The organism is Pseudoalteromonas sp. S1650 (assembly GCF_005887195.1).
Lineage (GTDB): Bacteria > Pseudomonadota > Gammaproteobacteria > Enterobacterales > Alteromonadaceae > Pseudoalteromonas > Pseudoalteromonas simplex.
The window spans coordinates 20728-46342 of sequence record NZ_PNDF01000059.1 but is presented as its reverse complement, the minus strand read 5'-3'; the positions used below and the strand labels follow the sequence as shown (position 1 = coordinate 46342).

General features: G+C 42.1%; 17 protein-coding genes. All 17 read right to left on the bottom strand.

The window, feature by feature from the left end; all coding sequences use genetic code 11:
* Positions 1 to 143 precede the first annotated feature (143 nt).
* The 17 genes from CWB80_RS16705 to tssM all read right to left on the bottom strand — a co-directional run bounded on the left by CWB80_RS16705 (position 144) and on the right by tssM (position 25609).
* Entirely contained in the window at positions 144 to 4001 is a 3858-nt protein-coding gene (locus CWB80_RS16705) for a toxin VasX (RefSeq protein ID WP_138599209.1), read from the bottom strand.
* Positions 3998 to 5023, bottom strand: coding sequence for a DUF4150 domain-containing protein (locus CWB80_RS16700; RefSeq protein ID WP_054554057.1), 1026 nt, complete (start codon positions 5021 to 5023; stop codon positions 3998 to 4000). Before CWB80_RS16700 ends, CWB80_RS16705 begins: the two co-directional genes overlap by 4 nt.
* Entirely contained in the window at positions 5011 to 5919 is a 909-nt protein-coding gene (locus CWB80_RS16695) for a hypothetical protein (protein WP_138599208.1), read from the bottom strand. Before CWB80_RS16695 ends, CWB80_RS16700 begins: the two co-directional genes overlap by 13 nt.
* Positions 5909 to 6940 (bottom strand): DUF2169 family type VI secretion system accessory protein, encoded by a 1032-nt coding sequence (locus CWB80_RS16690; RefSeq protein ID WP_138599207.1) that lies wholly within the window; start codon positions 6938 to 6940, stop codon positions 5909 to 5911. Before CWB80_RS16690 ends, CWB80_RS16695 begins: the two co-directional genes overlap by 11 nt.
* Positions 6930 to 8162 carry a hypothetical protein gene (locus CWB80_RS16685; RefSeq protein ID WP_249362621.1) on the bottom strand — a complete coding sequence of 411 codons (1233 nt, stop codon included), beginning with the start codon at positions 8160 to 8162 and terminating at the stop codon, positions 6930 to 6932. Before CWB80_RS16685 ends, CWB80_RS16690 begins: the two co-directional genes overlap by 11 nt.
* On the bottom strand, positions 8089 to 8505 hold the full coding sequence (locus CWB80_RS16680; protein ID WP_055197332.1) for a hypothetical protein: 417 nt from the start codon (positions 8503 to 8505) through the stop codon (positions 8089 to 8091). Before CWB80_RS16680 ends, CWB80_RS16685 begins: the two co-directional genes overlap by 74 nt.
* A gap of 15 nt (positions 8506 to 8520) precedes the next feature.
* Positions 8521 to 10542: a type VI secretion system tip protein TssI/VgrG gene (locus CWB80_RS16675; RefSeq protein ID WP_171041551.1), complete on the bottom strand. Its 2022-nt coding sequence runs from the start codon at positions 10540 to 10542 to the stop codon at positions 8521 to 8523.
* Positions 10543 to 10563: 21 nt separating this feature from the next.
* Entirely contained in the window at positions 10564 to 13302 is a 2739-nt protein-coding gene (tssH, locus tag CWB80_RS16670) for a type VI secretion system ATPase TssH (protein WP_138599205.1), read from the bottom strand.
* Positions 13303 to 13329: 27 nt separating this feature from the next.
* Positions 13330 to 14310: a type VI secretion system baseplate subunit TssG gene (gene tssG / locus CWB80_RS16665; protein ID WP_054554064.1), complete on the bottom strand. Its 981-nt coding sequence runs from the start codon at positions 14308 to 14310 to the stop codon at positions 13330 to 13332.
* A complete protein-coding gene (tssF, locus tag CWB80_RS16660) occupies positions 14307 to 16025 on the bottom strand; it encodes a type VI secretion system baseplate subunit TssF (RefSeq protein WP_054554065.1) in 1719 nt (572 codons plus the stop codon). Before tssF ends, tssG begins: the two co-directional genes overlap by 4 nt.
* A gap of 22 nt (positions 16026 to 16047) precedes the next feature.
* Positions 16048 to 16455 (bottom strand): type VI secretion system baseplate subunit TssE, encoded by a 408-nt coding sequence (gene tssE, locus CWB80_RS16655; protein WP_054554066.1) that lies wholly within the window; start codon positions 16453 to 16455, stop codon positions 16048 to 16050.
* A 54-nt stretch (positions 16456 to 16509) separates the two neighbouring features.
* Positions 16510 to 16995, bottom strand: coding sequence for an Hcp family type VI secretion system effector (locus CWB80_RS16650; protein WP_054554067.1), 486 nt, complete (start codon positions 16993 to 16995; stop codon positions 16510 to 16512).
* Between the two features lie 223 nt (positions 16996 to 17218).
* On the bottom strand, positions 17219 to 18745 hold the full coding sequence (gene tssC, locus CWB80_RS16645) for a type VI secretion system contractile sheath large subunit (RefSeq protein WP_138599204.1): 1527 nt from the start codon (positions 18743 to 18745) through the stop codon (positions 17219 to 17221).
* Positions 18746 to 18755: 10 nt separating this feature from the next.
* Positions 18756 to 19277, bottom strand: a complete 522-nt coding sequence (gene tssB / locus CWB80_RS16640; protein ID WP_054554071.1) for a type VI secretion system contractile sheath small subunit — start codon at positions 19275 to 19277, stop codon at positions 18756 to 18758.
* Between the two features lie 52 nt (positions 19278 to 19329).
* Positions 19330 to 20895 (bottom strand): TssA family type VI secretion system protein, encoded by a 1566-nt coding sequence (locus CWB80_RS16635; RefSeq protein ID WP_138599203.1) that lies wholly within the window; start codon positions 20893 to 20895, stop codon positions 19330 to 19332.
* Positions 20892 to 21884, bottom strand: a complete 993-nt coding sequence (gene tagF / locus CWB80_RS16630; RefSeq protein ID WP_138599202.1) for a type VI secretion system-associated protein TagF — start codon at positions 21882 to 21884, stop codon at positions 20892 to 20894. The genes CWB80_RS16635 and tagF overlap by 4 nt, the downstream gene beginning before the upstream one ends.
* 8 nt (positions 21885 to 21892) lie before the next feature.
* Positions 21893 to 25609 (bottom strand): type VI secretion system membrane subunit TssM, encoded by a 3717-nt coding sequence (tssM, locus tag CWB80_RS16625; protein WP_054554074.1) that lies wholly within the window; start codon positions 25607 to 25609, stop codon positions 21893 to 21895.
* Between the last annotated feature and the right edge of the window lie 6 nt (positions 25610 to 25615).

Here is a 25615-nt window from a genome sequence, read left to right as displayed (position 1 = left end):
GTTATCAATTAAATCATCCAGATTGCTTGATTTTGCTGAGCTTTTATCATCACTACTCATTGTTACTCCTTTATTTGCTGCACTTATTCTGTCTTGTTTTTATATTTAAATTTATTAAAGCTTAGATTTTTATAATTTAGCTTTTATAAATGAATAATGGCTTTGCTAGTTTCTTTGCCTATGCGGTGGGTAAACTTACGATCATCACCCCAAGATAAAAACCCTGGCTTTTCACCTACCTTGTAATATTCGATTGGTAAACCGTAAATACTATTAAAGCCCTGAATTGTTGGTTGACCTTTACCTTCTGGGTACACTGTCGCCTCTATCTTAAGTTCGATTTGATCGCCAGGTTTTAATCCAAGCTCTGTCAACAAAATATGATTATTTATTTCGGCCTGCCAACCCGTTCGAGCAGGCTGCAACGCCCACATACTTTTAAGGAAAATAACCGAATCTAATGGGATTTCAGTAAAGTGTTTATTCTTGCTGTATCTTGCTAGTCTAGCGTCATAATCAGTTAGTAATGATGCAGCGTAATAATTTAGCATGCCCTTATCAGGTGGAAGCATTCGCCAACTAATTTTTGTATCAACACCTTCTTTAACTGCAGCTAAGGGAGCAGTTAAGCCCATTGAGACTGTTTTTGCGTGTTCATTTGCAATCACTTTTGCATAAGGCTTGTAAAGTACGTTGTATACATCAAGAAGCGCTAAATCAGGGCGATTTCGCCATTGCTCTGCTCGCACACTTGTTGAGCCATCATTAATAAAAGCTGCCTTACCCCACGGGCATGCATGCAACCAAGCTTCAACCTCTGATTCACTAAAATAATAAATCAGCCCTGCTGCAATAAGAATGATCACTAAGCCTGCTATACCAAAAACGGCAATTAAGGCAGATGCACCTTTAGTGACAATAGCAATGCCCGATGCTGCGGTCATACTTAAAAAGCCTAAAGCCATAATGGAATTAGCCGTGGCAAGACCTACATTACCCTTGTTATATTCATTAACAGCATCTCTTACAGCCACATAGGTACTAATCGCGCCTGCAAGCAATGTCGCAGCATTGGCGGCGTAAAACAATATTACTTTCGCGGTAATTACACTGACTCTTCCTCTGAGTATTTTTTTAGTAAACTCACTTGCAGGCACTTTGTTTTTGGAGAAAAGTTTCAATTGTTCAGAACTTGGCATACCATAACGGCGTTCAACAAGGTCTTTACCAATATTCACCATCACATCAAGTAAATCTAAAGTAGCCGATGCTTTATCCATGGCACTCACGCCATCACCCGTTATTACGGTATAAAAGTTAATGGCCTCTAACCCAGAAACAAACGGCAATACACCAATACTGGCTGAACCCACTTTACCCTGTTGCTGCTTACCAAATGCTGTTTGTGCGTATTTTTTGAGAGACTTATTATGATCTTTATAACCGGCTAAATCCCAATCAGTTTTAAGCTTTTCTTTTTCAATAGCATTTAAGCCATCTGCCAGTTTCTTCTTAACCTTTTGTAATGCAGCTAGCTTATTTTTATCTAACACCACCATTTTTTTTATTACTTTTTCTCTGGCGCTGTCTGCTTGGTAATATTGCTTCGTGACCATTGCCTCAAGTTCATTTAAAGAGCCATCTAAACTTGTAATAAGGTCTAACCGAGCGGGTATAGTTACTTTATCGTTAACTTTAAGTTTAACGACTGGTCGCGTTCCACCATTACCAGGGTAACTGCCCTGACTTAATGCTTCATCTATGCCTTCGGTTATTTTATTAAACTCTAAAATGCGTTGTTCAGCTCGCTTTGCACGGCTGTCAAAATTAAGCGGCACGACTGAATCGGGCAAGTTGCCCTGATAATAGTCGTTTACATCAATATCTATCTCAACAAGCAAGTCGTCAGAGATCATATGCGCTAAATGCATTATTTTTTGATACGGGTTGTACGACATCGCAACTGACTTAATACGGGCCTCACTATTAAGCATGTCGAGCCCAACACTTTTCAGGGTTGATAAATGCGCACGGGTTACACTACTTTTTGTTTTGGCTTGTTTTAGCAATGTTTTATAATGTTCTAATTCTTTATTTTTTTGTTTCAGTTGCCTGTTTAATTGCTCTGTGATGTCATCGCCATCAATCCCTTGATTACGCGCTTCTTGAATTAGCTCATTGCGTGATTTTTCGGAGCTTTCAATTTCATTTTGTTTATTTTTTATTTGTTCTTTTAAGTTTGCTATTTGCTGCTGAATTTTATTGCTTTCTCGCTGTAAGCTTGATTGTTTTTGCATGCGAGCAGTAAACACATCTTTAATTGTTCCGCTACCTTGAGACATTGAATATGTAGCAGAGGGGACTTCCATAATAATATTAAAAAAGCCCCACACAGCTTGACTGCTTCGCCTAAATACTTGCGTTAAATCACCTTCAATATAGCCATCTAGCCCATCGTCGTTGCTCTCAAGGGCGTAAAACTCATCCATATCAAAATCGATATTTTTAGGGTCGTCAGGGTCTCTAAAATTTAAGTAATCGGTTAAGCCTGGGTTACTGCACTTTTCGTCAGGAAAAAGTAACTTGTGTAATTTCAATAAGTTTTCACGATTACTAGTGTCTTCAGGGTGAGTACCTAACACTTTTAAAATGATATGCTGGCCTAAGTCATTACTGTCTATTTGTTTAAGCTTTTGTGCGTCTTTTTCATACACTACACTTGAACGAAGCAAGTCTGCCGTTAAATCTTTAAGTGGGGCTAATACATCGCACATTAGTTGATACATATCGAGCCTTCGATTGCCCGTGTGATATGCATAATCTCTGGTACATTGATAAAAACTAGAGGCGCTATCTTCGTCCTCTATAATATCTTTTACATTGGCTCTTAATTCATTGATATATTCGCCTAACTCGAACACTTTTGCTGTAGCTAAAAATTTTCTGAAAGCAGTTTTATCAAATTTGTTATCTACCCATTTTTTATAATCAGCAGCAATATCTTGCTCTTGTTCAGAAACACTGTCTTCACCATAGGTTGCTAACTTATCTGAAACAGACTGTGGAAAAGCAAAAAAGGTTTGTTGAACAAACGATGCTAATTCAAGCTGCCCCCTTTGTTCTTTTGTGAGTTCAGCTACACTCGACACCATTTGTCCATTTGCGACTTGCTCTATTGGTAGTGAACTAATAACTGAACGCGTTAATGTAATATCCGCTGCGGCTTGGCGTACTTTGCCTATCTGGTCAGGAATAACTGGACAATACACACCCGCTTGATTAACAACATCAAGCACAACATGCTTAGGTAGTTTGGCGCTATTATAGCCTTGTTCAAAGTCACCGAGTTTATCTAACGTGAAAAGCCTATCACCTCGTAATATTTGCGCATCGCTATTATTATCACCGGGTTTAACTGGCTCACCATAATTTAACCTTGGATCTTCAGGGTTGAGGCCGCCAAAAAGCTCTATTTGCTTCCAAGACCATTGCACTTCTGAATAAGCTACTTGAACCTCACAGGTTTGCCCATTTAGTTTATAAGGCACAATAACTGTTTTGAGTTCTTCGCCCGTTGCATCTCTGTAACCTTTATTTTGCTTCCACGTCATGACGCCTTTTTGCCATGCAAGATTAACATCATTAAAACGTGTCACGTTTTGCTCAGTTGTAACCTTGAGTTCACGCCATAAATGACCATCAACAAAAATGTATAAGTAACCATCTCTAAGATTCGTTTTATGATTATCTATTTCATCAGCAGGGTGTGCATATCTGATGGGAAATATATGAACCAGTTCAATATCAGCTGTATTGTCATTTTCTTCTTTTGCATCCACTTTATACAAAGGAATTTTGTAAAAACCTTTTTGACTTCTATCAACTGACTCATCTTTAACCATCAGTGATACATTTTTCGTACCATCTGATTGGCGTTCAAAAACAAGTTCTCTGTGGGCATTTTTTATATTGATTTTGTCTGCGACACTTAAATCACTCATTGGATATTTACCCCATCTTCGTCTAGCTTTTCTGCTCCAGATAATTTAACTATGATCTTTTTCCCTGCATTTTCAGCTTGCAAACTATCCCTAACTTGCACTCTAAGCCCCCTTGGTGCAGGGCCGCCAGACTGCATAAGTGGCATGGGTGGGGTATTTTTATTATTTGATATCATCGGGTCGCCTTGGCGAGCCGCAGGTTTGCCTTCAATCATTACGTTAAATGACCCCATGATAAATTCGGCTTTACCGTCGTTCGTTCCGCTAGCGATACCTTTTTTATCACCTGGAGAGTCACCCGAGCTTTGAGAAAAGTAACTTTTTACATTCGCAGCACCTTGACCATTCACTTTGACTGAACTGGCGACAGAGGTAACATCACTTGATTGGGCTTTATTGCCGTAGGGAATAGGCACAACGCTGGTGCCAATTGTGGTTAAGCACACATCGATTGTTGTTAGCTTACCACCGCTATCTTGATGCACAGCGGTACGGCCATTAATAAGCACATTTTGCCCTGAGACTGTAGCGGTTTGCGGTGCCTCTGATTCTGTATCTTTAACTAATTGCTGCTCTGTACCTGCTTGCCAACCTAAATGATTCGACACTAAATCTAAAAAGGCACTGGGGTTATCGATTGGTTTGTTAACGTCCATATTAGTCTGGGGTTCGTTCCACGGCAGAATTGGCTGGTTTTTCTCGTTATCCCATTGTGGTGGCGGAATAATGTAATCTGGAATAAATCGATTAACCATTTCACCAAGTGTATGCTCTCGGTACTTGGGTCTGGCAATTTCATCTAAAAAAGCAGATTCGCCTTCAGAGCGGTCCGAAAAAATGGCAATACCATTAGCTTTGCCAAGTGCACCGTTGCTTCGTGCACTATTGGTTAGACCAAGTAATGTCGGGTTATTATGGCGCCATGTAACACTGCCGCCGCTTCGTACGTCAGCAGTGAGTGCGTCTATGTCGTATTGTACGCTGCCTGATTCTTTGCCAGCCATGGCATTTATATATGACATTCGCTTTCACTCCTTGAAATCTTAAATAGCTGTTCATTTGGCTGATTGAACACCACAAAAACGTGTTCAGTGTCAGCCATCAGCGGGTTATGCAAATAGCTTCCAGCTAATGCAAATGCCGCAGATTGGTTTGCCACACCTTGATAACCTAGTACGGTATTTAGTTCGGCAAACTCTATTAGTTCGTCATCATTTTTATAGTGCTTTTGGGTATAACTAAACCACTGTTTTTGCCATTCATACGACTGCATGCCAGCAAAAATAAAGGAGTCACTAACCTGTATGTTTGCGCTTTTAAGCTGAGTAGGCATTGACTCATCAAAAGTCGTGGCTTTTAAACAACCGTGTCTGTGTACCAACAATGCATAGCCACCTTCGCCATTAATTACGCCGCTAGGGCCATTTACAACTTGTACTGTGTGGTGTTTGGCTTGCTCAGACACGTATTCAAAACCATTACACGAATCAACAGCAACTACGAGGGTATCGAGGTCGGTTGCTTCGAGCTGCCAATCGCTTACCTGTTCAAAGGCAGGTGTTTGCTCAGGCATTGCGTCAGTCAATAATTCACTTAATGTGTCATCATCAATCAGCGGCTCGCCATTACTGGCGTGCGGTAATATAAACTGAACTTTATTGACCCTAAATGAACAACAAAGTTTTTTTAACTCAATATTTTCAATAATATGAGACAAAATTAGCAAGCAACGAGTTTGCCTATCAAACCCAGCAAGCTCAGTCAGTTCTACAAATACATAAGGGGCATCTAAACTAATATCGCAGCGGATCAGCGCTTTGCTTGGCTTTGAATATAACATTTGGTTTGCCACTGAAGTATAAAAGCTTTCGGTATAGCACCCCGCGGCATTAACATGATAAAGAGTATCAAACTGCATCTTTACCTCCTTGCTCAGCAACGATTATATTGCTGCTACTTGCTACGTTATCGCTGTTGATATGCCCGCGCCATAACAGCGAAAAGCACTGTGCGTCCGAATCAATCACTAAGGTATCGCAGTGCATGTCGATATCATGCCTCGTTAACGTATTAGCCACTTGCACTATTGGCTTAAGCACAGGAAGCTCTACAGTTTGTTGCTGACCATATTCTTGTAATGGATATAATCCGCTTAACGAAAACACCCAGCCTTTTGTAAACACTTGCTTTGTTTGTTGATCTGCCGGGGCTGTATTATAAAAATTGCTAGCCAATGACGTTTTGAACGGGTATTTACCAGCCATAAGCGCTTGTTCGTCAATCTCTGGCATTAACTCTATACGCGGTGACCAATGACTCGGAATTGCCGAAAAGCCAGCAACGCTTACTTGATGACTTGGTTTTCTTAATACCTCGTTGGCATACTCTATCGCAGGTAAAGGCTGCCCTACTGCGTGCTTGTTTTTCAGTTTAAAGCCAACACCTATAGGGTTTTCGAGGCTGTAATCGCTTTGATCATGATGTGCTTTGCCCCCAAACGCACGGCTATAGCAAACAGCGGTTGGCGTAATTGGGCTAGGATCCGTAGCGACAGGGCCAAGCAGTGAACGGCGCCATTTACGTTCGCCAGTAAGGCGTAATCGCTTTTTAATTATTGGCGTGTCGTTTGCTGCCAAACCTAGCTCAACCTCAATAACACGCGCAGTTTTGCCCTTTGGCGGGTACGCAGTAAAGTTGCCATACACTTCGAAACCTTGCTTAAATGCCACTTGTTCATTCACTGCCACCAGCGGCTCGCTAGTCGGATCACCGCTATATTCGTCGGCCATGACGATTTCAACACACGGTTCCATTAAGCTAGTATTGCCTTTTTCATCAAACTCAAAGCTTTGTTTTACCAAAACAACATGAGACGCAGTGCCATCTGCTTGCCAACCTTCAAACACGCTTGCTTGCCAAGGAGTAAAGTTATGCAGCATGTTGTGCTCCTGCTATTAACTTTTGCCACTGAACTGCTGTTTGCTGAGTATGATAAAGACCACAGGCCAGTGTTAATTCAAACTGAGGGGCAAATACTCGCTGTACAATCTCGCCTGCCAATTCTGCTAAGCCTTGCTCTGGCTGCGCTTTTGTAAAACTCACGCCTTTTAAAACAAACTCTCCTTTGCTTAAAGCCAGTGCTTGCCTAACTTGCTCTGCATCATGCAAGTTTATACCGGCTTGCACATGATGCTGATTTTGCGCACTTACCAGTGTTAAGGCTTCAGCCTTTGCAAGAGGTCTATCTGTTAACGTTAGCCAAGCCTGATAAGCTGCTTGCTGTGTTTGCGCAACGCCCATAAGCTCTATCACCAATACCAGTGCTGATTTATACACAAAGTGGCTTAATACGGTTTGGCAAAATTCTGGGTGCGCTTTACAAAATAAAGCACAAGGCTCATGCCAGCGACTATCGTCAACCAGCCCCGCTAATTGTAATAACTGCGCTTTTTGTGAAGGCTCACTGCTACTCGAAAACACTTTAAACAACTTATCACTAAGGCTGTTATCGCCTTGGCAATAGCAATTGACTAAAGCGGCATACACCAAAGTAAAATCAGCATGAGCGAGGGCTTGTTGTAACTCGGCATCATTTAAAGGCTGCGAAAACAAAATAGTTTTAAGCTGCTGCGGTAATGACTCTTTACCCTCTAGCACTGTGGCTCTGAGTGCTTTTTGTTCTGGGATAGTCCAATACCTAAGTTGCTGCGATAACAAAGTATAAACAGGCAGAGCTTGCTGCTTTTTAAGCGCTAAAAAATAATCACTGTTGTCTTGTTCTGGTGCAGCCATTAAACGTGTTGCACAAAGGGCAAAAATGGCGTGCTGGTCGCTCGCTAACGCGATCTCACAAAAATCATCACAACTAAGTTCAGCAAGGTCATTAAAGCTGTTCCCATTGAAGTAGTCGCACGGTGACTGCTGCTTAAGCGATGCCAGCACATAAAGATGATTAAGCACTTGATGCTCTAACACTTTTTGCCTTGCAAGACTATACGCCCCTGACGCAAGGAGCTTTTCACGGTGCGCCATTAAGGTAGTAACACGCTGTTGATGCTGTTTTAACTTAGAAACCGCTGCAAACATATTAATTAAGCCTAATCGGCCAACCTGCCAAAGTAAGGTCTTGTTGGCTATTTGCAGTAATATCTTCGCCTTCAAGCACGATAGTGCCATCGGCAAATACTTCGATGCTGCCCTTGGCGGTTTGCAAGCTAACGCTTTGCTCTGCGGCAATAATAATATGCCCTGCTTCGTTGCTAATGTGAGCCGCCGGAGATTGTTCAGGTGCGGCTAAAAGTGCCGTTACAATCACACCTTGCTCACTGTGTAGCACCACAACTTGGCTACCTATTTTGCAACACGATACATGGGCAGCTTGTAAAGCAACATCGTAACGAATGTGATTAATAACCACGCTCAAAGCTTTACCCTGAGGTGACACTTCACTGACCTCTGCGAGGCTTTGTTGCTGATCAAATAACTGAGTTACTGTGGCTGTCATTTTCAGTCCTTGAAATTAGTTATTACTTATTGCATTGCCTTTAATAGCAATGTTTCTAGCCGATAGAGTGATATTGGTGGCATCGATAGTTAAATTACCCGCGGCATCAATCTCTACACTTGCACCACCTTGGCTGAGCTGGATCGAACCTCGACCTTCGCCTTTAATAGTGATATTTGCTCCGCTTGAGAGGTTCAAATCACCATTTGGCGCTTGAAATTCAAGGTTGCCATCGACCGAGTAGACACTAAAATCTTGCTCACTTTGCAAGTTAAGCTCTTGCGCTGCTTTCAGTTCGCTACTGCCATCAGTCGCTTCGATACGGGTATCGGCATCAGACTTTAATGTTAAATCAGCCGCAGCTGTTACCTTAATATCACCCTCACGTGTTTGAACTTGTAGGGTGTTCTCTACACGATTAGTAAAATCGTTGGCAGAAGTAAAAATGGCGTCATTCTCAGCAACAAACTGAAGGTTCTCTTTGGCTGAAATTTTGACGTCACCTTCCACTGACTTGAGTGTTGCTTGATGGGCATTCTCGGTGGCATCTAACAACAATTGGTTTTTATTTTCTTTATTCGCAAGGCTAATTTTTTCTTCACCGCTTTTGTCATCCATGATCAAGCTATGCCCAGCACGGGTAACAAGCTTATTCTCTGTCGGATTTTGGCTGGTAACCGGGTTAGGGCTGCTCTGATTATAAAGCGCGCCTAAAATAATCGGCCTATCTAGGTCGCCATTTTCACCGGTTACTAACACTTCGGTGCCTGTCGTTAACGGAAAATGCATACCATGACCACTGCCACCATACTGCTGTAGTAAGCGCGTTGGGCGGCTTTCTTGGCCTTCACCGTCTTGGTTAAACGGTAAGCGCACTAAGTAATTGCCATCGTCGTCAACCTCTTGCTCAATGGTGGCATTAAATGTTGCAAATACACGACGTGCAGGAGACAGCTCTGCTCTAAACTCAACGGATGCAGGCAATAAATAGGCTTGGTTTTTATAGGTTAACCCTTTAACTTGCGATCCATACTCTACTGCTGCAGATTGACTGCCTTTGTGATCAACACGCGTAATTAAATACAGTCCTTTATGATCAGGGTGGTCATACACTGTCAACAACATACCGGGTCTTAAGGCACGGCAATCAGTATCAATAATTAATTGTTCACGCTGACAATCAAAGGCTTGTTGGCGTACTTTAGCCAGCGAATTACCTATATTGGCATTAGGAAAGTTATCTGCATAATGACTATCATCACCAAACCCTGGGTAACTGGTATTATTTGCGGTCGACACATTTAAGTTACCTTGGGCTTTGTAGTTGTAATCATTAAGCGACACACTTTGTGGATGCAACTGTGCTTTACGGCTTATTGCAAAAATGGTTTCGCTATTTCGAACTTGCCCTGATGGCGGCACATAGCTCAGGCTTACATCATCACACAAGGACGAAAAGTCTTTACTGCTATTACATACTTTGAAGGTGCAATCACCCCCTGTTTGCTCTACAAAACCATACACAAAGCCATACTTACGCATCAAACGTGTAACAAACTCATAGTCTGTTTCGTTGTATTGAACCGTCATTTCAAGGGTTGGGCCCGACGCTTGAATACTAAACTTTTGCATTGGAAAACCAGCTTTAGTAAATACGCTTTTTACTATGGCTGCTGGATCCATCATGGTGAAAACACGGTTAGAGTGTTGGTGCTTCAACAAGGTTAAATAAGAACTCATGGTCAGCGTATAGTGATAACCCTGATGGCTTTGCCCATGAGCAGTAAAAGCACTGATGATCCCAGAAATCGTGCGGTCGCTCATTGACCACACTAAATTGAGCTTGGCATCTTTACCTAACAGCATCTCGGCACTGAGGTGCTCTTGACTTAACACTTGAATAGAAAAAGCAAAGTCTTCACATAGGCTGTCATTGCTTGATTCAAAATCGGTCACCGAAACCATGCCATCCGGTAACCCTTGCACGCTGACACTAAAATGACTGGTGTTGGCTTTTAGTTCATTAAGGCTATCCATGAATCCCATTGTTCAAATCCTTTATGCTTGGTCCGCAAAGGTTGCGGTAATTTCATCATTCTCATCAACAGCTAGAGTGAGAATATCTGGCATGTCATCCTCTGCCATAAACTCTAAAATTGATTTAGCAATGCCTGGCAATATTTGCTGCTCTATCACCGCATTTACCATGCGCGCACCACTGTCTGATAACTGGCACTGTTCGGTCAGTTTGTTAAGTACGGTTTCATCAACACGTAGCTGCATTTTGTGATTATTCGCTAACCGCTTGGCAATACCGTCTAGTTTTAAACTGACAATAGATTGCAGTGCCTCTTTATCGAGCGCTAAATAAGGAATAACTTGCATACGCGCTAACAGTGCTGGGGCAAAAAATTGTAGTAACTGCGGCTTAATTAGCTCTGTTAGTGCTGTAATTGAAGGAACTTGCCATGGGCTGCCGTCTTCATTTAAAGGGGCTTGTTCATTATTCAATGCTGCATTGATTTGGTCTTGATTCTCAATGTCGGCATGTTCATCGTCAGTCGGTTCAGTTAAATCAATGACATTAGGTGGCGTGCAAGCATCAATAAGCTCAGCAGATCCTAAGTTTGAGGTCATGATGATCACGGTATTTTTAAAATCGATTTCGCGACCTTCGCCATCGCGCATACTGCCACGCTCAAAAACTTGATAGAACATGTTTAGTACATCTTTATGCGCTTTTTCTACTTCATCGAGTAAAATTACCGAGTACGGACGCTGCCTAACAGCCTCTGTTAATACCCCGCCTTCGCCGTAGCCAACGTATCCCGGTGGCGAACCCTTAAGCTGCGATACTGTATGCGCTTCTTGATACTCGCTCATGTTTATGGTGGTTAAAAACTTTTCACCACCAAATAGTTGCTTAGCTAAACATCGTGCTGTTTCGGTTTTACCCACCCCAGAAGGGCCAGCTAATAAAAACACGCCAAGCGGTCCATACTCATTGCTTATACCTGCCTTACTTACACGCAATGTTTGGGCAATTTTCGCAATGCCTGACTGCTGACCGATCACTTCTTGGCTTATGGCTTTTTCAAGGGTAATCAAATTGCTTATTTGGTCTTTCACCATCGCGCCAACAGGTACGCCTGTCCACTGCGAAATAATTTGCGCGACGGCATCGGCATCAACTTCACTGTAAAGGCCATTATCTTGGGTGTTCTGCTCTTTTAGTGTTTGTCGTAAGTTAAGTAACACAGAGCTATCTAATTCATTTTGCGAATTAGCTTGCTTAAACTCATTGATTTGGCCTAATGTCGAAATTTGTGACTCACGCGCACTCGTCAATGTTGCTAAGTTACTCTGCGCTGCATTTAGTTCTTGTTGTAGGTGCAGCAATTTATCCATATCAACCGCCAAACCTTGCTCGCTTTCTGCTGCAATGCTTTGGATACGTGTTTCAAGGTAATTAATGTGCTCACGCTCAGCTTCAATGGCTGCAGGATCGGTCGCAAACGACATTCGAACTCTTGCCGCAGCGGTATCTAGCACATCAATGGCTTTATCTGGTAGTTGACGACCCGTGATATAACGTGACGACAAGACCACTGCAGCTTCTATAGCATCATCAGTTATTTGAATGTTGTGATGTTGTTGATACTTATCTTTCAAACCCGCTAACATTAGCTGAGCTGCTTGCTCCGTTGGCTCATCTACTTTAATAAGTTGAAAACGGCGCTCAAGTGCAGCATCTCGCTCAAAGTATTTTTTGTATTCACTCCAAGTGGTTGCAGCGACTGTGCGTAACTCACCTCGGGCAAGCGCAGGCTTGAGCAAGTTAGCCGCATCACTCATACCAGCATCGCCACCAGCACCAATTAATGTGTGGGCTTCATCAATAAACATGATGATAGGGGTGGTTGAGTTTTTTACTTCATCGATCACTGTTTTTAAACGGCGTTCAAATTCACCTTTAACCCCTGCACCTGCTTGCAATAGGCCCATATCTAACACCAGTAATCGTACACCTTTAAGATCATCAGGAACCTGACCATCAACAATACGCTGAGCAAATCCTTCAACTACCGCAGTTTTACCTACCCCTGGCTCACCCACTAAAATTGGATTGTTTTTACGACGACGGCAAAGCACATCAACCATCATGCGAATTTCGTCATTGCGCCCAAGCACTGGGTCAATTTTGCCTTGTTTCGCTTTCTCGGTAAGGTCTTCACAATACTCATCAAGGGCACCACCTTGACCACTTTGCTGATCAGCAGCAGTATGCTGAGCACTTTGTTTTGCCTGTGGATTTAATCGCTCACTTGAGTTTTGGCAAAGCTTATCGAGGTTTTCAGCCATAAAACGGGCGTCAATTTTTTCAAGTAACGCAGGCAATTGCAGTACAGGGCTGTATGGCAATAACTCAGTTAAGGCATCAATCAACGCAGCGCCGGTGATCCAGTCACTTTTGTGCTGTACATTTGCACTTAACCAAGCTCGCTCAAGCCACTCATAAAGTCGACGAGAAAAAACCGGCTTACTCTGGTTACCCGCAGGTTGGCGGTTTAAAAAGTCGAGCAGCTCATGCCACACTGCGTCTTGATTAATATTAAAAAAGTGAAAAATATGCTCTAAATCGCCGTTACTACCTTCTTCCATCAACTTAATTAATAAATGTTCAGGTAACACTTCATAGTGACTACGACTGCTTGCAAACCCTGCCGCTGACTCAAGTGCTGTTGCAGTATGGCCATTTAGTTTGTCGATAAGCTGCTTTATGCCTTTTGCATCCATGTTGTTTTCCTTAAATCCTGATTACTTTTAATGTTGATATTGTTGATGTGTGTAACTGTGCACGCTGATATTTGCTTCAGCGCAGCCTAAATAAGAGTTGTGACCGAGTAGCAAATCGTTTTGCCCTAAGGCTTGCTCTGTTACTGCTTGATTAGCCACCTTAATTTGACAAATCCATTGCACATTACTAGGTAAATGAGTGCTTAACATGGCAGCCATTTTTTTGCCTTGTGAGTGCTGAGGATTAAGCGCTATCGCGGTGTCAGAGTCCACAGGACCAATCACTATGGTCAGTACGCTACCACTGACTAATACGCGCTCACCAAGAACCGCTGACTCGCCTAACACCATCTGTTGATCTTGACCAAATGAACTTGGCGAGTCGATTTGTTGCCAATTTGCTCGGGTGTCATCCACAGTCAGTTGCTCAACCTCTAGTGAGTGGCGAAGTAATTGCGCTAAACCCGCAGCGCTGGTTTGTTTTAAACTGGCGATACCGCACTGAACTTTCTGCTCAGTTTTGGTTGATAAGATGGCTTCGATTAAATGATCGAATTGCTCTGCACCACGGCCTTCAACATTGATGTGCGACTTTTTCCATGCTTGAAACAATTGGCAATAAAGCACATGATTAAACATGTCTAAAAACCGCCTTACTCGGCCCCCACTTTCTTGATCACTTGCCGCCTGCTCGAGTAAATAATGTGGCATAGGTGCATCTACACCATACAAGCCTAAAAATGATGTCGATAAGCTTAATCGGCCACGACCAAGGTTATCTAATTCGCAGCTACGTACATCAGTGGCAGGAAAGCCAAGTTCTTTATAAGGCTTAAAGATAACTCGCTCGCTAATCCCTTTTTCAAGTTCTAAAGGGGTTGCCCAATGTTTTTCAATTAGGCTCATCGCCTTAAACAAATTAAACTGCCAAGGAGCTGCAATCAGCTTTTCTATTGGTTCAGGTAACTTTGCCCAAACAGGGTGATTTATTGACTCGTGCATATTCATAACTGATAACTCTTGCCCGGTTCAATTTCCCAGCAGTGGGTTTTATAACTCGGAATCGCATTGACTCGGGTTTGCACGCTTTCGTTAATTGGCGCATACATTAAAAAGAATTGATGCAGCATATTGCAAAAGTGGTATAAGTCGGCATCACAAACAAATTTGCTTTCATCAATATCAATCAGTACATCAACACCTTTAATAAAAATGCCACGCTTAATTTGACTAATCGGTGTTGCGGTAATTTTTTGAATGCTATCAATACGTAATCGGTTTTCAGCTTTTTGTGACCAATCAAATAATACCAGCAAGCGTTTTAATTCGGTGACTTGTGTAATCTGTGAAAACTTCACATTTAATAGGCTTATCAACTGCCAATGCTTTGGTTGTTCAGGGCATGGCAAATAGTTAGTCGGGCGAATTACATTTTCTACATTGGCAATGCTTGGCATATCTGGGCCGCCAATGTTTAAATCGCCCTCTTGGAGTAACTGCCTTGGCCAACCAGCATTAAAAACGGTTAAATCAACCGATAAGGTTTCTTTTTCTTCTTCAAGGTTAAATGGCAGCTGTAAATAGTGGCACGGCGCAGCCCCGCCTACATCTTTCGTTAAAACGGTAAACAGTTTCTTTTCGTCTTCAAACACGCTTTGATATCTGGGGGTATAATCATACGATTTGCCACTTAATGAGTTGCGTCCTTTAACCTCATTAACGGTGTAACTGAAGATATGATCTGTTCTGTTTTGATCAGCGGTGATCATGTAATCAGTGCGGTTTGACTCTATGCGTATTGGCTCTGCAGGTTGTGCAAACAAATTAATAGCTGGCACGCAATTGAGTAAAATATTATCGCGGCTTAATTGATGACCCGGTGGTAATTTACTACTGCCTCTAAACACTAGCTCAAATCGATCGATATGCTCAGGTAAGGTCAGATCTTTTAAACCATCAAAGCGCATAAAGTAAAAACGGTCTTTCGCGTTAAAGTAGTCTAACAGCAGCGCATAGCCCGGATGGCTTTGTTCTGCATGCGGTAATAAGGCGCCATCTATATCTAAATAAGTAGCACTACAACCTTTTACTTTTAACTTTTTATTATGTTCAAAATGCGAGGGGCCAAAATCAAGCTCAGTATACTGCTCTGCTGTTTTTAAAAGCTTAAACAAAGAACTACATAAAGGCGTGTCACCACGTAAGTAAAACTGTAAATTTGCAAGGTCGTAATTTTTGCGCTCACCTTGGCAAACAAAGCGTAGGCCAATACGTAGCTCAGATCCTAAATGCGACTCTTGATAACGCACATGCTCAACATCAAGGGGACTAACTTGTAGGTCGTGCGTTGTTGTAAAGGTGATATGTTTTTTATCAACCACTGACTTATCAGCGCTTAGCGTCAGCCCTTTTTCAATAAGATGTGATTTTTGCATTGCCAACTTAGGGCTAAACTTTACAACCGTGCTTGATGGGTAATAGCTCAATAATATAGGGCATAGCTGACGCAACACTTGCTCTGATACCTCAGGAACAGACTCATCTAAACGCTTTTGCGTATGCGCAGTTAAATAGGCAACACCTTCTAGTAGTCGTTCAATATGGGGGTCACGATCTTTTAGCGCATCGATATTTAACATGCCTGCGTGCTCAGGGTAATGCTGAGCAAACTGTTTGCCGGCTTGGGTTAATAAGCGCATTTGTGCATCAAAATACTGTTGCATTGAACTATCCTTTTACGCTGAATTAATCAAACTGCTTGGCATGCTCTGCCACATCGGCTTTACCACCCGACTCAAATCGGGTGTTAAGTTTGATACATTGTCCTGAGGTTAAAAATGCTTGTATATCAAGCCTAATCACGCAATTTTCTTCACGAATTTCCATAGGAATGACATTGGCATAGCGAACCCTTGGCTCGTATTTTTCTATCAATTTTTTAACTTCAAACGCCAAGGTGTGCTGTGAGTACGGAAGGCCCTCGTAGATATCTTCGACATCAGGCAACCCATAATCGGCCAAATGTTTTAACACGCCACGACGCGCATTAAGTAATTCATTTAGATGTTTGCAGACACTGTTTTGCTCATCAGTTTGAAAACCTTGATGACCATTTCGTGTGACTGGTTGAGTTAAAAAATCGAATAACGCCATAAACTTACCTCTAAGAAAAGGATATGCTTTCGCATATCCTTTAATTTTGCTGACTTATCGACCTTCAGTCCAAGAGTCAGAGAACTCGATGTTGCCATCAAGGTAAGTCCACGTAATGCGCTTATAACGTAGGCTAACAGTTTCAAGGTGCGGGTAACGCTCCTTGTCTAAGTCTTTTACGTTATGCATTGTTGGTAGAATTGAGGTGATTTTTACATCTTCCAACTTGTGGCAGAAATATTCACGCTCGGTCCCTGTGTCATCAATACGGTACCATTTAAGCTCAAGTTGCTTAAGTGTTTGACCGTTTGAGCACGCTTTGTACAGGTATGGTGTTGCTGCATCAACCGCTTTTGTAATAACAAAAGGTTCGTGCTTACGAGTACCTGTTAATTCGCCAGTGTCGTTATCTGTAGGAATGCGAAGTTCATGATCAAAGTGTAGGATCTCAATTGAACCTTCGCGCTCTGCAACAGTTACAGAACCTTTGATGTCATTACCTTGGTCATCCTTTAACCACATATACGCTGGAATTGCCATTTCATTATTCTCCTTTTAGAATGAATTGTTTCCTGTTTAATGGCATAGGCATAAACAACCTTGTTTATGCCCCCCAAAAAGCCCGATGCTTCATGCCACTGGGGAACATGTCCCAAGTTGGCTGCAACCAACTTGGGGCCATTCTTTTACACCAACCAGCTACTCACCAAATTGACGTCTTTACACAGCCTGCTTAAATCCGTTTCATCGGCGGCTTGGCAGTTCATTTTTCGCCAGGCATTTGCCCAACAAGCGCAAGGCGAACATCAATACCTTCAACTTGGAAGTGCGGCACAATGTAAGTGCTCACGCGGTAATAACCTGGGTTACCTGGGATCTCAGATACCGTTACTTTTGCGTCTTTGAGCGGGTGTGTTGCAATTAACGACTCATCTGGGTTATTCATCTTCGTTACTAACGCACCTAACCAATCGTTTAACTGCTGCTCTAGCTCATGACGAGGTTTGCTCGAACCAATATTTTCACGCTGCAATACTTTTAAGTAGTGAGCAATACGCGATACTAAGAAGATATAAGGTAAACGCGAGTTAATACGGGCGTTTGCAGTTGCTTCAGCTGTTTCAAGTACTTGCGGCTTCTGGGCACTATTTGCCGAGAAAAAACACGCAAAGTCAGAGTTTTTGTAATAGCTAAGAGGAATAAAGCCTTGGTTAGCAAACTCAAGCTCTTTGGTCTCTGAGATAAGCACTTCTGTAGGGATTTTAGTTTCAGAGCCTTTACCTGCTTCAAATGAGTGCAATGGTAGATTTTCAACTTTACCACCTGATTGCGGGCCACGAATATTCACAGACCAGCCATTATCATGGAAGCTACGAATAATGTTGGCAGCAAATGCAAATGTTGCATTACCCCATAAATAGCGCTCGTGGTACTGACTGTTCACATCTTCTTGGTAGTTAAAGTTACGAATTGGGTTTGTTTCACCATACGGTAAACGTAGTAAGAAACGCGGGAAAGCAAGACCAATATAACGAGAGTCTTCTGACTCGCGGAAGTTTTTCCAGCGTAAGAATTCTGCACGCTCCATATAAGAGCCAATATCTTGAATTTTAGATACTTCGTCTAATGACTCTTTTAAGAAAAATTTAGGACCTACGCTGCCCATAAATGGACAATGCGCCGCTGCCGAAACGCGCGAGATTTCTTGTAGTAGTGAAACGTCTGGCGCTGAGCAATCAAACTCAAAGTTAGACACCATAGTCGATACCGGTTCGCCACCAGGAGTATCATAATCTGATGTGTAAACATGCTTATATAACGCTGATTGTGTGGTATCTGGCGCTTCTTCAAAGTCATCACGCAATGTTTCTTTATCAACATCGAGCATTTCAATTTTGATATTCGCGTTATTTGGCGTGCGGTTAATTAAATAACGCAGTGAACGCCACGCTGATTCTACTTTCTGAAAATCAGGGTGGTGTAAAATCTGATCCAACTGCTGCGAAATAATGGTGTCTACTTTTGCAATATAATCATCAAGCAATAGCTTATCGATGCGTGTTACTTCTTCGCCACTCATACCTGCCATATCTAAAAAGACATTAATAGCGGCAGTAAGGCGCTCATTCGCACGTGTTTCTGCTAGATTACCTGCATCTCTAAATGTATCTAGTTTGATTTCATCGCCTACAGGGGCAATATCAACCATGCTACATAGGTTTTCATAAGTTGATAATGGCGCTTGCTCTACCGTGTGAGCAGCTACATTTAATTGTTCTTGCATTGACATAGCGGCGTCCTTATTCCGTCACAGGTTGTTTTTCATCTTCAGAAGCAAGCGGTGCTATTTCATCTAGCTTGGCTTTTAGCTCATCAAGTTCTGGTTGGTTTTGTAAAACACGTTCCAACTCTTTTCTAAGTGATGAGTTATCAAGAAGGTTTGATTTTAAGTCACGTAATAAATTACGCATTGCCATCATTTTGTTTAATTCAGGCACCTGTGCAGCAACCTGCTCTGGATCGAACGATTTAAATGAATCAAACTGCAAATTAACATTGATATCACCGTCGCCTTTAATCTTATTTGCCACCTGAAAGTTCGCTTTTGGCGCGATATCTTTCAGCACTTGCTCAATGTTATTTTTATTGATCGTCACGCGTTCGCGCTCAGCAAGTTCTTGGCTATTCTGACCATTAGAATAGTCACCAATAACCAGCATTTTTAAAGGCAATTCGCTTTTTTGTGATGCCCCATCAGTATCAAGCTCTAACGATATGTTGATCCGAGCTCGTGGGATCTCTTTTTGAAATGTATCTGTCATGTTTCTTCCTTTGCAGTTTGTTTGTCTAACGACTAAATTCCAATTAGGCGTGTTACACCCAGGCTATTGCTTGAGCCGGGTTTGTAACCATCATTCGCTGACTAATTTGCTTAGCAGCTAAACTCATGTCATCACTCTCTGTCTGAGACAAATTGGCATAACATTGCTTGGCGAAACGCCATACTTCCATGCAAAACTGTTGTTGCCACTTCGCTAATTGATAAGTTTCAATTTGCTCGAGTAATTCGGTTAAAATTGCCAATGCGTGCTCATAATGCTCTGCTTTAAGTAGCAGCTTAGCTTTAAGCAATTGACTTTGAGCTTGGTCGAATCCAGTTGGCGTACTTAATTGTGCAACCAAGCTAAGTGCTGCACTTAACTGCCCTTTTGCAACTTGCTCGCTTAAGGCTATGTAATGCTCGTCAAATGGATTTGCTTGCACTTGAGTTGTTTCATTTTGCGAAGCATGTGAATTGGCAATGTCTAATAACGCTTCTTTGTTTTGTGGGCTGCATAACCCCGAACCATCGTCATATTTTAAATTGGTTAATAACGGAAATTGACTGACTAAAGAGACTAGCTGTTGCTCTAACCACTGTACTAATTTTGCTTTATTTAGCTGTTTCAGCGCTGACAAAGTAAGCATTTGCAGATTCAAATTAAACTGCATTGCACCTTCCATAAACAAACCCTCAGCAAGTAACAATGCTTGCTCTGCTTGTTCCGTTGCCAGTGCGTTTTCAATGGGGGCGAAGGCAGCCGCACGCGGCGCTGGCAGTCTTGTTTTGCCATTTTCATTGGCAGGTAACGCTAATCCAGACCAACGTGCTGCACGCGAGAGCTTTAAAACCCGTTCAATGTTGTTTTGTTCTTTATCAAAATTAAGCAGCTCACGAATTGCTGCTAGGTAAGCACTATCGCTGGCAATGTCAGCCACTTTAGGTGCAGTTGTCACTGGTTTTGCCTGAACAACTTGTAGCGCTACGGGCTCAGTCGTTAGCTCGCTAACTACGGTCGTCTCTTTTGCTTTAGGCTCTGCTTTAACTTCTGGCTCTGGCTTAGCAACAGGATTGCGAATTACTTGTTCTCTAACCCACTCATTCAGAGTTGATAAAGGCCCTGATTCAGCATCAAGTACAGGCACTGAAACCTGATTATATTCAGCTAACACAGTCTCTAATTCAGCCCATTGCTCAGGGCTCGATGATTGAGCTTGGGCGATTCCTTTTAAGCGTTCTTGCTGCTGTAAAAACCACGTGTTAACCGCACAACGCATACGTGCTTTTAAAGGATGAATCTGTTCACTAAACTGACTTAATAGTTGATTAAACAGTTTTAAAGAATGGGTTAAACCCACCACGCCAAACTCACTGGTAGCCGCGAGGCACAAGTAGCTCACTAAACGTAAATCTTTACTTTGGTTTTGCAAAAGGTCAGTGGCTTGAATAAACATGACTTTAAAATCAACTTCGCCCACACCTGATGATGAAGCTTTAAGTGCTTTAAAGGTTTCTTCGTATTTTAGATCTTCACCACACGCAAGCCCCGAAAGTGGCTTACGAAGCTCTTCAAGCCACAGCTCCCAGCTGTTATGGGTATGCGGATTAACTACACTCATGCTTTGCACCACCTTCTGAGCGCATCGTAAACACTCACATTGTCCATATCAGCAAAATTAAGGCTGTATTCGCTCGGCACTTTGTCTAGTGAGAGGTTTACTAAATCAATAATGTCTTTTGACTTATTCTCAGCAAGCCACACTGAACCAAAATAAGATGCCGGCACAGGGCGACAAAACACCGTTAGGCTCGGTTGCGAACTTTCATTTCCTAGCTGGTAAAAGAACCAAGGTTGCCAATTATGATCGGCAACGATCGAAGCAATTAAATGTAGCCAAAAACCTGCAACCAGGGCACTTTCGTGACTAAAGTGTGGCATAGGTAGTCGAATACCAAACTGTGTACGTAGGCAACCTCTATTCGCAATCGACTTTAATACCGCTGAAAGCTCTTCAATTAAAACAGCTCGGTGATGAATGTCTTTGATCCCTAAATGCTGCCAAACCACACTCATCGGAATACTGCGTAATTTATCAAGCTCTTGATTTAGATTTGGCTGCTGCTTTAATGCATCGGCCACTTTACTATACGATTTAGCTTGCTCAGCCATCGCATCAATTGAATGTGCTTCAACGATGCGCTGATTAACCCCTAATAGATGCTCAATGACATGGCTTGCATATAAAAATAGAAAAGCAGGGTGACGTTTGTAAGTCTCAAGTCCGCTATGAATAAACGAACTAAACGGGTAAAAACGACCACTGCTATCAGTGCTTGGCTGTAAAACACCAAACAAACTGCTGTCGTCACTGTTACCAGATACAAAAAATAACGAAGAAACTCCATTTAATGCAGTTGTTTTACCGCCAATAACACCACGGTTTATATGCGCGAAACCTTCTTGCAACCAATGGTCTAGTGCTACTGATTCCCTAGAAGATATATTTAACTTTACAAAGTCAGGCCTAACAGGTGTTTTACCCATGTACCCGTAGGTAAACTGCTTAACCAGCGTTGGCGACTTTTTCTTGGTGAACAAATTAAACATACCTGCCCCTATTGAACCGAGGCTCTGCTTGCTTGCGCAAGTTGTGGCTTAGGTGCAAACAACGAATTAGGCAATGCAAAAGAGGTCAACATGTACTTTGAAAAAATACCGCTATTGCGACCAGACTTTAATGAGAACTGGACTGTTAAACTTTGCTCTGATTTATCAACTAATTCCCAGGTAGCAAGAAACTCTGTACCCTTAATCCATTTCACATTTGCTTCGTTAAGTACTTTTAATAAAGCCCATGGACCATCTTGCTCAATAGTGACTCTTCGTCCGGCGTTATCTAAACCATACAAAATAGCTTTTTCTGCTGCGCCTCTTCCTGGCCATGAGAAATTACGCCACTCTTCCGGTTCATTTCTATAGCGATAACCTTGCTCAGAGAAACCTAAATACGTTTCGCGAATGCCTTTTTGTGGTACAGGCATCATTTGGAAGTTAAAACCAGCCGCGTCTGAGCCGTTCAAGAATAAAGAGCGTGTTACTTTATTTGCTTTTGTTAAACCGTCTAATAGCTCTTGATTAAAACCAATCCCCACACCGTTCCATTGCTTTTCTTCCCATACACCTCGGCGTACTTTCATGAATGGTTTAAGTTGGCTATTAATAAAGTTCCAAAGCACCCCAGTTTCACTATTTAAGAACTCAGAAACATCGGCAATAGCAGCATCAGGGCCAGTCAAATTGAATGGGTACTTGCCAGCAATGCTGTTGCTATACATGGTATAAACCTGGTTTTCCCACTCTTCATTTAACTGGCTACGTGCTTTTGCCATGATACTTGCAATACCTGACTGCAATGGGGCTTTAAATAGCACGTCAAGCGTGTCTTTTGTTTCTGGGTCTAGCGCTCGAGTTTGGCTTTCTATAATGATCCAAGACGATTGCAATGCATTATCTTGGCTATTTCCAGACAATAAGTCTTGTACAAACACCATTGCTTGCGCATCATCTTCATTGCTAGCAGCCATCGCTTTTATATCTGAGTGAATGCTGCTCAAAGAACTAATGTACTGACTCATATAATCAGACATCTGCTTATCTTCATCATGCTGCGAGAAGCGACGCAAGTCAGCAAAACGCGTTTCAAGTTCAGGGGCTCTAACAGTACTAACTTGAGAAAAATCAGGGCGCTCTGCAACTTGCTTTGCTAGCTTTCCTTTGGCCACTTTTTTAGCCGCAGTATCTGTTGCACCAGAAAGAATGGTCGCTATTTTGTCGTTGTTTGCACTAACCGCAGATGGTTTATCTGCAACAACGATGTTGTCATTCACCAACGTCATCAGATCAATGAGTGGTCCATCAGTAGACGAAAGGCGAGCAAAATTAATACTGGCATCATTTAAATCTCTAAAAGTAGGCACTTTTATACTGTTCAAAAACGCGAACCATGTATTGCCATAGTCTTTAAAGTAATAACTACGCATTGCTTTTGCCAGTGCATCAGCTTGCGCTTCATCAACCGCATTTTGACCGCTTTCATTACTTGTGCCCATTACCCAATCACCAGAGAATACCAGTCGAGAAATACGTTTAATTTCTGGATAAACATACTCTTGCCAACCGGCATTGGTATAGACATAAGGAATGCTAAAGTTGCTTTTCAGTACATCGCGATTTTTCGCAGCCATAAACTGTTTAAGCTGAATGGCTTTTTTACGCTCAGCAAAGCTACTAATAATTTGTTGATATAGAGGTTCGGCTTCTGGTTGTGTGTTCAGGCTATTTCTTGCATTCAGTACAGCCGTTTCATTATTTTGCCAAAATAAAATTTCACCTGGGTTCTCTAGATCTGTGCTTATGTTCGCTAAATATAAATCAACTAAATCGTTTAATTGTGAGGTGATCGGTGAATCAGCTTGAGCATCAATCTCAATGTTAAAGTGCTGGCTAATAAAACTAAGTAACTGCTGCTTGGCAAACTCATCGTCTTTGTGTTCAGGGTGAGCACTTAACATTAGGTGTAATTTCAAAGCATCGTAATATGCCTGACGACTTGCTGCGCGAGCATCGGCATCATCTGCTGACCAAATAGCCTCAAACTCTTTGAGCTGCGCAAGTGTTTGCTTTTCTGCAGGAAGAGTGATCAACTGATTTAATTGATTAAACAAAACCTGCGAAACGCTAGTTAGGGTTTCGTCACCCTCATAAATGCCAAAAATGAAATACCATGGCAACTGCTCTTCATAATTATTAAGCGATTGATAGTGTTCAAATAAATCAAGCGTGGCTGCAAGTTTTTGCTCGTCTTTTGCTTTATTTACATTCGCTTCTACAATCGCTTTGACACGGGCTTCACCTTGATTCAACAATAGCTGATTACTGGTATAAGAAGTAATGAGTAATGCTGTCACGGCGGCAATACTTGCCAAACCTGAAGTCACTGTTAAACCCTTTAACCAGCGGCCAACCAAGCGCTTTTTGCGGTTACCACGAGTTAGGTCTTGCAACTTGAAGATCACATCATTAAAAACACGGTTGATAAAGTAGCTTTGCGTAATGCTTTCTTGTTTTTGCTCAACAACGACAGCACCAAATTGATCCCTTACTCCATTCGTAATACGTTCAATCGGTGTGCCCTCTTGCGTGCCTGAGGTAAAATATACACCAGCAAACCATGGAACCTCTTGATACGGGTTGGCTTTAAATAACAAGTTTACAAACTCAGTCAACTTTGTTGATGCTGACTTAAATTGATTCGGGAAATCTAAAATTAGCTGCTTACGGTGCTCATTACGTTCGCGAGCAACCTTGCTCAAACGTTGCTCACAAAGGCGTTGGTATAACTCCTCCATGCGCACTTCAAACATTTCAGCCGGATCATTTTGTTGATCTTCGCTAATATCTAGCAAATAAGCACCAAACACTTGCTCACGTTCTTTTTCTGTTAAGTCATTAAAAAATGGCTCAAAGCCGCTGATCAAGTCTGTTTTGGTAAAGGTTATATAAACTGGGAAGATCACCCCAAGTTGAGTAATAAGTTCTTCAATACGCTCACGAACTAGTTTTACGTGTTGACGAATTTCTTCACTGTCTGATGTTAAAACATCTGCAACACTAATCGCGACCATCACACCATTAATAGGCAGTTTAGGACGATATTTTTTGAGCAAGCTTAAAAAAGATAACCACTCTTTGTTTTCAGATTGTTCTGTTGTGTAACGCCCTGCGGTGTCGATCAGAATTGCTTGGTCTGAAAACCACCAATCACAGTTACGCGTGCCACCAAAGCCTTGGATGTGTAATTCATTTGAGTTTGAATATGGAAAATGCAAACCAGAGTTCGCAAATAATGTACTTTTACCGGTTGCTGAAGGACCAATAATCATATACCAAGGTAGTGCATACAAAGCTGTATTACCACGGTATCCTGCGCCAAGATGGGAAGCTTTTAACGAACTTAGTGCTTCTTGCATTTTTTCTTTTATTTCATCAAGTTCAGCACTTGAACCCGCATTATGGCTCGCAAGTTCAGAGGCTAGCTTATCACCTGATCGCTTTGTCCATAACCAACGGATAAAAATAAAGATGATAAAAACAGCTGTTACCGCAGCCATCGCGATAAGCTTTTTATCTGTCGTGTCTAAACCAACGATTCGGCCAGCAAACCAAATAATACTGAGCACTGCAATTAAGCCAATTAACTGCCCTGTTGCTCTTGATGACACTAAGCCCAGTAAAAAGTGCACTAGGCCGCTTTTGTTCACTCTTCCTTGCATTACTTT

Bases quoted from the DNA above. Each gene is read 5' to 3' on its own strand.
- tssF (WP_054554065.1), bottom strand. From the start codon at position 16,025: ATGCAACAGTATTTTGATGCACAAATGCGCTTATTAACCCAAGCCGGC.
- tssB (WP_054554071.1), bottom strand. From the start codon at position 19,277: ATGACAGATACATTTCAAAAAGAGATCCCACGAGCTCGGATCAACATA.
- CWB80_RS16680 (WP_055197332.1), bottom strand. From the start codon at position 8,505: ATGACAGCCACAGTAACTCAGTTATTTGATCAGCAACAAAGCCTCGCA.
- CWB80_RS16705 (WP_138599209.1), bottom strand. From the start codon at position 4,001: ATGAGTGATTTAAGTGTCGCAGACAAAATCAATATAAAAAATGCCCAC.
- tssM (WP_054554074.1), bottom strand. From the start codon at position 25,609: ATGCAAGGAAGAGTGAACAAAAGCGGCCTAGTGCACTTTTTACTGGGC.
- CWB80_RS16675 (WP_171041551.1), bottom strand. From the start codon at position 10,542: ATGGATAGCCTTAATGAACTAAAAGCCAACACCAGTCATTTTAGTGTC.
- CWB80_RS16690 (WP_138599207.1), bottom strand. From the start codon at position 6,940: ATGCTGCATAACTTTACTCCTTGGCAAGCAAGCGTGTTTGAAGGTTGG.
- CWB80_RS16650 (WP_054554067.1), bottom strand. From the start codon at position 16,995: ATGGCAATTCCAGCGTATATGTGGTTAAAGGATGACCAAGGTAATGAC.
- tssC (WP_138599204.1), bottom strand. From the start codon at position 18,745: ATGTCAATGCAAGAACAATTAAATGTAGCTGCTCACACGGTAGAGCAA.
- tagF (WP_138599202.1), bottom strand. From the start codon at position 21,884: ATGTTTAATTTGTTCACCAAGAAAAAGTCGCCAACGCTGGTTAAGCAG.
- tssG (WP_054554064.1), bottom strand. From the start codon at position 14,310: ATGAATATGCACGAGTCAATAAATCACCCTGTTTGGGCAAAGTTACCT.
- CWB80_RS16635 (WP_138599203.1), bottom strand. From the start codon at position 20,895: ATGAGTGTAGTTAATCCGCATACCCATAACAGCTGGGAGCTGTGGCTT.
- tssH (WP_138599205.1), bottom strand. From the start codon at position 13,302: ATGGATGCAAAAGGCATAAAGCAGCTTATCGACAAACTAAATGGCCAT.
- tssE (WP_054554066.1), bottom strand. From the start codon at position 16,455: ATGGCGTTATTCGATTTTTTAACTCAACCAGTCACACGAAATGGTCAT.
- CWB80_RS16700 (WP_054554057.1), bottom strand. From the start codon at position 5,023: ATGTCATATATAAATGCCATGGCTGGCAAAGAATCAGGCAGCGTACAA.
- CWB80_RS16695 (WP_138599208.1), bottom strand. From the start codon at position 5,919: ATGCAGTTTGATACTCTTTATCATGTTAATGCCGCGGGGTGCTATACC.